11 protein-coding genes and 1 pseudogene are annotated in these 10252 nt (G+C 64.2%); 7 read left to right on the plus strand and 5 right to left on the minus strand.

Annotated features, from left to right (window positions below; genetic code table 11):
* Window positions 1-37: 37 nt before the first annotated feature.
* Together glgC and serB are read left to right on the plus strand one after the other, a co-directional pair.
* Window positions 38-1282 carry a glucose-1-phosphate adenylyltransferase gene (gene glgC, locus CXY79_RS12925; RefSeq protein WP_104102176.1) on the plus strand — a complete coding sequence of 415 codons (1245 nt, stop codon included), beginning with the start codon at window positions 38-40 and terminating at the stop codon, window positions 1280-1282.
* Entirely contained in the window at window positions 1279-1926 is a 648-nt protein-coding gene (serB, locus tag CXY79_RS12930; RefSeq protein ID WP_104102179.1) for a phosphoserine phosphatase SerB, read from the plus strand. Before glgC ends, serB begins: the two co-directional genes overlap by 4 nt.
* Here serB and fabG read toward each other — a convergent pair.
* Window positions 1923-2633 carry a 3-oxoacyl-ACP reductase FabG gene (fabG, locus tag CXY79_RS12935; protein ID WP_104102181.1) on the minus strand — a complete coding sequence of 237 codons (711 nt, stop codon included), beginning with the start codon at window positions 2631-2633 and terminating at the stop codon, window positions 1923-1925. The two genes, serB and fabG, sit on opposite strands and share 4 nt — an antisense overlap.
* Before the next feature lie 129 nt (window positions 2634-2762).
* Between fabG and CXY79_RS12940 the strand changes: the two genes are divergently transcribed.
* From CXY79_RS12940 to CXY79_RS12950, 3 genes are read left to right on the plus strand one after another with little or no spacing between them, the layout of a single operon-like run.
* Window positions 2763-3068, plus strand: coding sequence for a DUF3099 domain-containing protein (locus tag CXY79_RS12940; protein WP_233191467.1), 306 nt, complete (start codon window positions 2763-2765; stop codon window positions 3066-3068).
* Complete coding sequence (locus CXY79_RS12945; RefSeq protein ID WP_104102184.1) at window positions 3065-3313, plus strand: hypothetical protein; 249 nt, start codon at window positions 3065-3067, stop codon at window positions 3311-3313. Before CXY79_RS12940 ends, CXY79_RS12945 begins: the two co-directional genes overlap by 4 nt.
* Window positions 3310-4149, plus strand: coding sequence for an SURF1 family protein (locus tag CXY79_RS12950; protein WP_104102187.1), 840 nt, complete (start codon window positions 3310-3312; stop codon window positions 4147-4149). The genes CXY79_RS12945 and CXY79_RS12950 overlap by 4 nt, the downstream gene beginning before the upstream one ends.
* A 77-nt stretch (window positions 4150-4226) precedes the next feature.
* Here CXY79_RS12950 and CXY79_RS12955 read toward each other — a convergent pair whose 3' ends face one another.
* Together CXY79_RS12955 and CXY79_RS12960 are read right to left on the minus strand one after the other, a co-directional pair.
* On the minus strand, window positions 4227-5825 hold the full coding sequence (locus CXY79_RS12955; protein ID WP_104102190.1) for an ABC-F family ATP-binding cassette domain-containing protein: 1599 nt from the start codon (window positions 5823-5825) through the stop codon (window positions 4227-4229).
* Window positions 5826-5884: 59 nt separating this feature from the next.
* Window positions 5885-6535 (minus strand): TetR/AcrR family transcriptional regulator, encoded by a 651-nt coding sequence (locus CXY79_RS12960; protein ID WP_104102192.1) that lies wholly within the window; start codon window positions 6533-6535, stop codon window positions 5885-5887.
* A gap of 384 nt (window positions 6536-6919) precedes the next feature.
* Between CXY79_RS12960 and CXY79_RS16590 the strand changes: the two genes are divergently transcribed.
* A complete protein-coding gene (locus CXY79_RS16590; RefSeq protein ID WP_233191468.1) occupies window positions 6920-7243 on the plus strand; it encodes an OsmC family protein in 324 nt (107 codons plus the stop codon).
* A gap of 829 nt (window positions 7244-8072) precedes the next feature.
* The gene (locus tag CXY79_RS12970) at window positions 8073-9752 is read left to right on the plus strand and encodes a molybdopterin-dependent oxidoreductase (protein ID WP_233191469.1); all 1680 of its coding nucleotides are present in this window, start codon (window positions 8073-8075) and stop codon (window positions 9750-9752) included.
* 60 nt (window positions 9753-9812) lie between these two features.
* Here CXY79_RS12970 and CXY79_RS12975 read toward each other — a convergent pair whose 3' ends face one another.
* Window positions 9813-10142, minus strand: a complete 330-nt coding sequence (locus CXY79_RS12975; protein WP_104102197.1) for a metal-sulfur cluster assembly factor — start codon at window positions 10140-10142, stop codon at window positions 9813-9815.
* Between the two features lie 4 nt (window positions 10143-10146).
* Window positions 10147-10252: pseudogene (gene sufC, locus CXY79_RS16595) on the minus strand (Fe-S cluster assembly ATPase SufC); the annotation flags it as partial.

Below are 10252 nucleotides of genomic sequence, written 5' to 3' on the forward strand. Positions count from 1 at the left end.
GCTGGATCGACGTGACGAATGGCTCTACTGTAAAGACATGCAGTCAAAGAAGATCTTTGGAATCGTGCTCGCCGGCGGAGAAGGAAAACGGCTCATGCCGTTGACGGAGGACCGTGCGAAACCGGCCGTTCCTTTCGGGGGTCATTACCGGCTGATCGACTTCGCGCTGTCGAATTTGATCAATTCGGGCCTCACCCAGATCGTGGTTCTCACCCAGTACAAGTCCCACAGCCTTGACCGTCACGTCTCCCAGACCTGGCACGTTTCTGGTGGCCTGTTCAACTCTTATATCGCATCGGTGCCGGCGCAGCAGCGCCTCGGCAAGCGCTGGTTCAGCGGATCCGCGGACGCGATCCTGCAGAGCCTCAACCTGATCCATGACGAGAAGCCCGACATCGTCGTCGTCGTCGGAGCCGACCACGTCTACCGGATGGACTTCAGCCAGATGATCGAGGCTCACATCGCCTCCGGAGCCGCCGCAACCGTCGCGGCCATCCGTCAGCCGATCGGTCTGGCCGACCAGTTCGGCGTCATCGAGGTCGACGCGGCGACGCCGGACCGCATCCGTGATTTCCGCGAGAAGCCGAAGGATGCCGTCGGCCTCGCCGATGCCCCGCACGAGGTCTTCGCGTCCATGGGCAACTACGTTTTCAACACGGAGGCGCTGATCGAGGCCGTCCTGCGCGACGGCGAACGCGCCGACTCGAGCCACGACATGGGTGGCGACATCATTCCCGACTTCGTGTCCCGCGGTGAGGCCGGCGTCTACGACCTCAAGCTCAATGACGTCCCCGGATCCACCGACCGCGACTGCGACTACTGGCGCGACGTGGGTACCATCGACTCCTTCTTCGAGGCACACCAGGACCTGATCAGCGCACTGCCCGTTTTCAACCTCTACAACCAGAAGTGGCCCATCTTCAGCCAGCAGCTCAACTCTCCGCCGGCGAAGTTCGTCCGGGACGGACGCGGCTTCCTCGGCACCATGATCGACTCGATCGTTTCCCTCGGCTGCGTCATTTCGGGAGCGCACATCGAACGCAGTGTTCTCGGCCCCTGGGCCGCCATCGATTCCGGCGCCCAGGTGGTGGACTCGATCGTCTTCGACCGGGTGCAGATCAAACCCGGTGCGACCGTGCGTCGGGCGATTCTGGACAAGGACGTGGTGGTCGCCGCCGGAGCGGAAGTCGGCATTGATCGTGAGCGGGACCGCGCACGGGGCTTCAGCGTCACCGAGTCCGGCATCACCGTCGTCGGCAAGGGAGTCCACGTCCACCCGTGACCGAGTTCGTTCGTTTCCTCGTCGTCCTGGACGCCGATTCCACCCTGATCGAAGATGAGGTCATTGAGCTGCTCGCGGATGCGGCCGGCTCGCTGGCTCTCGTCGCCGAGGTGACCGAGCAGGCCATGCGCGGCGAGATCGATTTCGCGCAGAGTCTACGGCTCCGGGTCAAGACTCTGGCCGGACTGTCCACGGATGTTTTCGCGGAGGTCGGGCGGCTCGTCCGCCCGACTCCCGGGGTGCAGGAACTCATCGACGGCCTGCACGCCCGGGGCAGCAGAATCGGGGTGGTATCGGGCGGCTTCCACGAGGTGCTCGACCCGCTCGCTGCCGCCTTCGGCCTCGATCACTGGCGGGCGAACCGGCTGGAGGTGGCCGACGGTTGCCTCACCGGCGGCCTGGTCGGACCCGTCATCGACGCCGCCGCCAAGGCCGCGGCCCTGCGGGAGTGGGCCGCCCTCGAGGGCGTAGCCCTGCCCCAGACCGTCGCCGTCGGCGACGGAGCAAACGACCTCACGATGATGCGGGCAGCCGGTCTGGGCATCGCTTTCAACGCGCAACCGATCGTGAGGGCGCAGGCGGACCTGGCCCTGGATACCCGCGACCTGAGCCAGGTCCTGCCGATACTCGGTCTGCGCGGTTAGTGCCCCATCCCCAGTCCGCCGTCGACGGGGATGACCGCGCCGGAGATGTACCCGGCGTCGTCCCCGGCAAGCCAGGTGACAACCCGAGCCACCTCGACCGGAGTCGCGAATCGTCCCGCCGGGATGCTGCGCTTGTAGTCGGCCTGCTGCGACTCGGAGAGTTTTGCGGTCATATCGGTTTCGATGAAACCCGGTGCGACGACGTTGGCCGTGATGCCCCTCCCGCCCAGCTCACGGGTCACCGAACGGGCGAGGCCGATCAGACCGCTCTTCGAGGCGGAGTAGTTGACCTGTCCCGCGGAGCCGTACAGGCCGACCACGCTGGAAATCAGCACGATGCGGCCGAACCGGGCCTTGAGCATCCCCTTGGACGCACGCTTCACGACTCGGAAGGCGCCGCTGAGGTTGGTGTCGATGACCGAGGTGAAGTCGTCTTCGCTCATGCGCATCAGCAGCATGTCCCTGGTGATGCCCGCGTTGGCGACAACCACCTCGACGGGGCCGAGCGCCGCCTCGATCTCGGTGAACGCGGCGTCGATGGATGCGGCGTCCGTCACATCCGCGCGCACCGTCAGGCTGCCGCTGGGGCCGTCCCCAGAGCGGGCGGTGACCGCGACGCGGTGTCCCTGCCTGATGAACTCCTCCGCGATAGAGAATCCGATGCCGCGGTTTCCCCCGGTGACAAGGACAGTTCTGCCAGTCGTCATGCTGGGTCCAATCTCTTTTTCTCAGCGAACGAACAGCCGTACGCACGTGTTTTCCAGTTTAGGGCGTCTACGTTTAAGTCCGACGAGACGTAGAATTTACAGGGAAAACTCCCCCGACTGACCGAATCGATGGCATCCATGAAGCAGCAGTCGATCACCTCGCTCCCCCCATCACCCGAGGAGCTGCGTCGTGCCCGGATGATCAAATACTCGATCGCCATGGGCATCCGGATGGTCTGCATCGTGCTGATGCTCTTCGTCCAGGGCTGGTGGCTGCTCGTCTGCGCCATCGGCGCGATCGCCCTTCCCTACTTCGCGGTCGTCTTTGCGAACGTTCAGGGCGGCGCCGTGGCGTCCACGGTCGTCCGACCGGGAGCCGTGCAGGTGTTCCGGGCGCCGCCTCGTGGACCGGACAATGACGAGAGCGGAACGTGATCGGCCTCGGCGCCGATCTCGAAACGACGAACTGCTCGCGCGCCGGCTGTCGTGAGAACGCCGACTGGCGGTTGGACTGGCGCAATCCCCGTATTCACGCTCAAGACCGCGTGAAGACCTGGCTGGCCTGCGACCTTCACGTCGATTACCTCCGCGATTTCCTGGCCAGCCGAGACTTCCCATTAGCCGTCTCGCCTCTTCCGGTCTCCCTTGAGGCTGTAGAGCCGGAAGCCGGGCCGGCGTGATCGGCTGGAAATTTGCGTTCACCCGGCGCTGGGCCGGATACCTTGCGCTGACCATCCTCTTTGCGGCCGTCTGCTCCGGGCTCGGTCTCTGGCAGCTCGCGCGCCGCTCCGACGCACTCTCCGAAATGAACAAAGTGGAGACCAACTATGCGGCGGACCCGGTTCCCTTGGCCGAGGCTCTGCCTGGCCTGGACGCGTTCTCCGCGTCTCAGAAGTGGCTGCCCGTTGTCATGACCGGCACGTATTTGACGGACGACGAGCTGATCGTGCGCAACCGCCCGCTCAATATCAACCCGGGTTTCGAGGTTCTCACTCCCCTGCTACTCGCCGACGGCTCGGTCTTCATCGTGAACCGGGGCTGGTTGCCGACCGGGCAGACCCCCGACGCCCCGGCATCCGTGCCAACCGCCCCCTCGGGGGTTGTCACCGTCACCGCCCGGCTCAAGGCCGGTGAGCCTTCGTTGGCCGGGAGATCGGCCACGGGCGACCAGATCGCGACGATCAACCTCGACGAGGTGTCCACCCGGCTGGACCTTCCGACGTACACCGGCGCGTACGGGCTGATGGCTTCCGAGGAACCGACGCCGGACGAACGTCCCGTGGCGGTCACCCGCCCGGTTAAAGACGAGGGGCCTCACCTGTCCTACGCATTCCAATGGTTCGTGTTCGCCCTGATGGGCTTCGTCGGTCTGGGTTGGGCTATCCGGCAAGAGTACCGAGCCGTGAACTTCGACGACCCGGACGAGCGCGTTCGCGCCGCCGAGCGTGCCCGCCGTCAGGCTGCCAAACCGCGCAGCGACTCGGAGATCGAGGACGAGCTCATCGACGGCAGATGATCGGCAGGTCAGAAGGACACGGAGACACGAACGTCCGGGCCAGTCGGCCCGGGCAGTGCTGTGCTCAGGAAGGGTGATCAGGCGAGCATGATCAGATCAAGGTAGTCCTTGTTCCAGTGATCCTCAGTGCCATCGGGCATGATCAACACGCGCTCGGGGTTCAGCGCCTCGACAGCGCCCTCGTCGTGGCTCACGAGGACGACAGCCCCGGCATAGTGCGCCAGGGCGTCAAGGATTTCCTCGCGGCTGGCCGGGTCGAGGTTGTTAGTCGGTTCATCGAGCAGCAAAACGTTGGCGCCCGACACCACGATCATGGCCAGGGCCAGCCGGGTCTTCTCACCACCGGACAGAACCCCGGCGGGCTTGTGCGAGTCGTCGCCGGTGAAGAGGAACGAGCCCAGAACCCGGCGCGCCTCCATCTCAGTGATGTTGGGCGAGGAGGACACCATATTCTCCAGCACGCTGCGCTTGACGTCGATCGTCTCGTGCTCTTGCGCGTAGTAGCCGATCCGAAGGCCGTGGCCGGGCACGATCTCTCCGGTGTCCGGCTTATCCACGCCCGCGAGCATGCGCAGCAGTGTGGTCTTGCCCGCACCATTGAGGCCGAGGATGACCACTTTCGAGCCGCGGTCGATGGCCAGATCCACGGCCGCGAAGATCTCCAGCGAGCCGTAGCTCTTAGAGAGGTCGGTGGCCATCAGCGGGGTGCGCCCACACGGGGCGGGCTCGGGGAAGCGCAGTTTGGCGACGCGGTCGACTGCCCGCACGGCGTCCAGTCCGGACAGGAGCTTCTCGGCGCGCGCCACCATCTGGTGGGCGGCGGCAGCCTTGCTCGCCTTGGCGCCGAACTTCGCGGCCTGCAGCTGGAGGGTCGACGCCTTCTTCTCGGCGTTGGCGCGTTCTTTCTTACGACGGTCCGCGTCGGCCACGCGCTGCCGCTGGTAGTTCCTCCAGTTCATGTTGTAGATGTCGATGACCATGCGGTTGGCGTCGAGGTAGAACACCCGGTTCACCGTGTCGCCGACCAGCTCGATGTCGTGGCTGATGATGATGCATCCGCCGCGATAGTTCTTGACGAACTCCCGCAGCCAGACCACGGAGTCGGCGTCGAGGTGGTTGGTGGGCTCGTCGAGGATCATCGTTTCCGCGGCCGAGAACAGGATACGGGCGAGTTCGATGCGGCGGCGCTGTCCGCCGGACAGGGTTCGCAGCTGCTGGTCGAGGATGCGGTCGGGAAGGTTCAGGTTGCTGGCGATCGACGCGGCTTCCGCCTCGGCCGCGTAGCCGCCGAGCGCGTTGAACTCATCCGTGAGGTTGCCGTAGGTGCGCATGGCCTTGGCGCTGGTCTTGGGGTCGTCGCTGCCCATGTCGATACCGGCCTGGGCAAGACCCAGGGAGATCGTGCCGAGGCCACGGGCATCCAGGATTCGGGTCCGAGCGAGCATGTCCGGGTCGCCCGAGCGGGGGTCCTGGGGCAGATAGCCGATCTCACCGGTGCGGTCGATCGAGCCGTTGGTCGGAACTGTCTCACCCGCCAGAGTCTTCGTCAGTGTCGTCTTACCAGCCCCGTTGCGACCGACCAGGCCGATCTTGTCACCGGCGGAAACGCGGAAACTGACGTCTTCCATGAGCACGCGCGCCCCAACTCGGATTTCGAGATTTTGCACACTCAGCACAGCAACAGTCCGTTCAGGGGAGTCGTAGAATTTTCTGGCCGAAGCGGGCCAACTATCCACTATATTTGATCGGTTGCGCCTCGGTGTGCGCCGGGAAGCGAAAGTGCCCCCTGGAGCGCCTTCGCCAGCCAGTCCCGGTAAGCGGCATCCGACCAGCCGAGGTCGAGGACCAGAGACCGGTAGGCCTGTGGATGCCCGAGCGCCCACACCGTTGCCGCCGCCTCGTGGTCGCTCACTCCCCCGCGCAGGCTGTGCCGTGAGCGCAGCGCGGTCGCGACCTCGCCGTACTGGAGAAGTCGCTGGGCTGAACGCCGCACCTCCAGCTCCGCGATGTCTGCATCGACTCCGGCCGCCTGGGCGATCACGCGGTGCACCCCGGACGTCTGGGCGTTCAGGTCGGCGATCCAGCCGGTCAGGATTCGGACGATCTCGGCGGCCGTGCGCGCTTCGGCGATCTGACTGCGCAGCGGTGGGGGGCCGGCTTCCGGTTCGTGTGCACGTGCGGCCGCGCGGTCGAGCACGGCGGAGAGAACGGCGGCTTTGCCACCGACCGAGTTGTAGATGGTCTGCACCGCGACGCCTGCCTCGGCGGCGATCGAGCCGAGAGTGGTGGAAATGTACCCTCGCTCAAGCATCAGCTGGAGCGCGGCCCGCACGATCAAGGTGCGGGTCTCGCGCGACTGAGCCTCCCGGCGCGATTTGATGCTCATCAGGACTTCACCCTTCTTCTTAGAATCTCATTCTACACACTGGAATAAAGTTCAAGCGGGGTGCATTTCGGCCCGGGAACCATGCGGAAGCGCTCGGCCATAACGTTGTGTGACCGGGCGGGGTGCCCGGGCCAGACTGGCCTCCTATGGTTAGGCATGACACTCGTGCAGACGCCCGCCGCACTCTCCCCCCGTGCCGAAGATCGTGCTGGCCGCCTCAGCGCCGCCGGAACCGCTTGGAGTGAGCGCATCAGCGCTGACGCGTCGAAATAGAAACTGACCTACCGGGTCGCGGCGGCCGGCGAGGGCTCGGTCGCCACCCGCATCACGGCCGGCAAGCATGTCTTCCCCGCTGACGAGCCCGGAACCCTGGCCGGAGACGCTGTGGCAGCCAGCCCGGTCGAGATTGCGCTCGGCGCCCTGCTCTTATGCCAGGTGGTCGTCTACCGCCTCAACGCCCAGGTGCTGGGCATCCAGGTCGACGAGATCGAGATTGCCGCGGAGGGCGACCTCGACGTGCGGAGACCGTTCGGCATAAGCGAGGACGTGCGGGCCGGCTTCTCAGCGATCCGCCTCCACATCACCATCACCGGTCTCGAATCCGATGAGCGCTACCAGGAGCTGCGGGCAACCGTCAACGCGCACTGCCCGGTTCTCGACCTGTTCGCGAACCCCACTCCCGCGTCCGTCATCGTCACGAAGGCGTAGCCGCATCCGATGCCGACCGGTGGTCAGGCCTGTCGCGTCCCGCGGCGCACCGTGTGGAAGCTGGCGCACGATAGGCCATCCGCCGGCTTCCACGACGTGCGCCGTGAAGCAGTCACCCACTCGTCTCGCGGCGAACAGGGCGGAGGCCTACCGTCGGCTGCAGCTGCAGCCGCAGCGGTCGCTGCACGAATGTGAGGAGGTCGACGATGGACCACGAATCAGCCGCACCACCCCCAACCGAACCCGGACGGGTCTCCCCCGTCCGGCTCAGATGAGGAACAGGAAACCATCAGCCCTGCGGGCGACATGTTCGAGGAGGGTGAGACCGACGTCTGGCCGCACCCGTCCCTGATCGATTTGGAGAATTGGGAGCCGTCTGAGTTGGCGTCGTCCGCTGAGACGGGCGCTCGGGAAATGGGCACGGAGGAGAACACATCGGACGAGTGACCAGGATCGGATCACCGCCCAGGACACGTCGAAGGGGCGCCGGCCAGATGGCCGGTGCCCCTTCGACGTGAGTGGATCAGGAGTGGATCAAATGCGGATCAAATGAAGAAGCCGAGGGCACGGATCGACTCCTTCGGGGGCTTAACCGGATTAATGCGGAATATATTCCGTTTAATTAGAGGATACTTGCAGGCAGCAAGCAGGAGATGGGCATAACGGTGCTGTAGATCGCACTCCCGACACGGTTGGGGAGGCGTCCTGCTTCTCAAATGGGGACGGTATGGATACAAACTCGATTGATCGAAATATTCCTGCAACAGACATTGGAGCAGGGGGGACGCGGAGAAGTTTTCGGGAGGAACTGGACACGAAGCGGTACCACGTGGTGGATCACCACTGGGCCGGCCGGGTCCCTGCCCAGTACGGCGTTGCCCCGCGGGTGCGGATCGGCACGGACAAGTGGTTCAATCTGCTGTGGTTGATACCCATTGGACTGGTCCTGCTGATCGTGGGGATCGCCATTGCCAAGGGGCTGCGGGAGATGCCCGCGGTGCAGGACTTCATGAGCCAGTATCCGGGAGCGACTGCACTGCCCGACAACGCCCCGGTCGGGTTCCCGGCGTGGGTCGGTTGGCAACACTTCCTGAACCTCTTCATGATGATCTTCATCATCCGGTCCGGTGTCAGCATCATGGCGGACCATCCGCGGCTGTACTGGACCCGGCACTCGACACCGGGTAAGGACTGGTTTCGCATGCAGAAGCCGGTGCCGAGCGATCCGCTCTACACGGCGAAGGAGGACTCAATCACCTTGCCCGATGGTGTCGGGCTGCCGGGGCGCCGTCACTCCATCGGTCTCGCACGGTGGTGGCACCTCGGCGTCGATACGGTCTGGCTGCTCAACGGAATCATCTTCTGCGTTCTTATCTTTGCGACGGGGCAGTGGATGCGCGTGGTCCCGCTGAGCTGGGACGTCGTCCCCAACGCCGCGTCGGCCGCCCTTCAGTACCTGTCTTTGAACTGGCCGGCCGAGAGCGGGTGGACCAACTACAACAGTCTGCAGCTGATCGCCTACTTCATCACCATTTTCATTGCGGCACCTCTCGCCCTGGTCACCGGCCTCGGCATGTCCCCCGCACTGTCGACCCGCTTCCGCAAAATCAGCTCGGTGTTCAGCATCCAGGTGGCCCGTTCGCTGCACTTCTTCGTGCTCTGCTGGTTCGTCATGTTCATCGTTGTGCACGTCACCCTGGTGATGACCACAGGGGCCCTGCGCAACCTCAACCACATGTATGCGTCTCAGGACAGTGAATCGTGGGTCGGCATCGGGATCTTCGCGGCTTCGATGGTCGTCGTTATCGGAGGATGGCTCGCAGCCACGCCTTTCACCTATCGGCATCCTCGTGTGGTGCAGAAGGTCGGTTTCGCGCTGATCGGTCGCGCGCAGCGCCTATTTGAACACATCGACGCGAACCCCGGCCAGTACATGGAGAAGGACATTTCACCGTACTTCTGGCATAACGGCAAATACCCGGACTCCGAGGAATACCAGGCGCTTCGAGCGGGCAACTTCGCGGACTACACACTGCGGGTCAACGGGCTCGTCGAGAACCCCGTCGATTTGAACCTCGCACAGTTGCAGGGTCTCCCCCATCACGATCAGATCACCCAGCACTTCTGTATTCAGGGGTGGTCAGGGGTCGCGAAGTGGGGCGGAATCTCAATGCAGACGATCCTGGATCTGGTGCAGCCGAAACCCGAGGCGAAATGGGTCATTTTCTATTCCTTCGCGGCGGGTCCGGACGGTGGCACGTACTACGACGCCCAACCCATCGAGCAGATGAGCTACAAACTGACCATGCTCGCCTATGACCTCAACGGGCAGACCCTATCTTTCGGGCATGGAGCACCGCTTCGGTTGCGCAACGAAACGCAGCTGGGTTTCAAGATGGTGAAGTGGATCAAGGGAATCGAGTTCGTTGAGGACTTCTCTGAGATCGGTGCGGGGTTTGGTGGGTACCACAACGACCATGAGTTCTTCGGCTATCGGCAGTCCATCTAACGCACGCGAAAACCCCGATTTCCGGAGGAGATCGGGGTTTTCGCGTGCGTTAGGGGAAGTTCAGATAGAAAAGCCGAGGGCCCGCATCATGTCGCGGCCGTCGTCTGTAATCTTCTCGGGACCCCACGGCGGCATCCAGACCCAGTTGATGCGGAACTGGTCGACGACGCCGTCCAACGCCTCGGCGGTCTGCTCCTCGAGGACATCGGTCAGCGGGCAGCCGGCCGAGGTCAGGGTCATGTGGATGATCAGGGCATCGTTCTCATCGTCCCAGCCCAGGTCGTAGATGAGCCCGAGGTCGACCACGTTGATACCGAGTTCCGGGTCCATGACGTCTTTGAGCGCCTCTTCGATTTCATCGAAGCGCGCCGGGGGCAGCGTGGAAACCATGCGCCTAACCTACGTTCGATTCGGTGAGAAAGCGATCGTAGCCCTCGTCTTCGAGGCGGTCGGCGAGTTCGGGGCCGCCCTGTTCGGCGATGCGGCCGTCGACGAAGACG

The organism is Cryobacterium sp. M96 (assembly GCF_002929845.1).
Taxonomy (GTDB): Bacteria; Actinomycetota; Actinomycetes; order Actinomycetales; family Microbacteriaceae; genus Cryobacterium; species Cryobacterium sandaracinum.

What these genes read in the sequence shown, in the direction of transcription:
- CXY79_RS12940 (WP_233191467.1), top strand. Translation starts at nt 2,763, where the DNA reads ATGGCATCCATGAAGCAGCAGTCGATCACCTCGCTCCCCCCATCACCC.
- fabG (WP_104102181.1), bottom strand. Translation starts at nt 2,633, where the DNA reads ATGACGACTGGCAGAACTGTCCTTGTCACCGGGGGAAACCGCGGCATC.
- CXY79_RS12975 (WP_104102197.1), bottom strand. Translation starts at nt 10,142, where the DNA reads ATGGTTTCCACGCTGCCCCCGGCGCGCTTCGATGAAATCGAAGAGGCG.
- glgC (WP_104102176.1), top strand. Translation starts at nt 38, where the DNA reads ATGCAGTCAAAGAAGATCTTTGGAATCGTGCTCGCCGGCGGAGAAGGA.
- CXY79_RS12960 (WP_104102192.1), bottom strand. Translation starts at nt 6,535, where the DNA reads ATGAGCATCAAATCGCGCCGGGAGGCTCAGTCGCGCGAGACCCGCACC.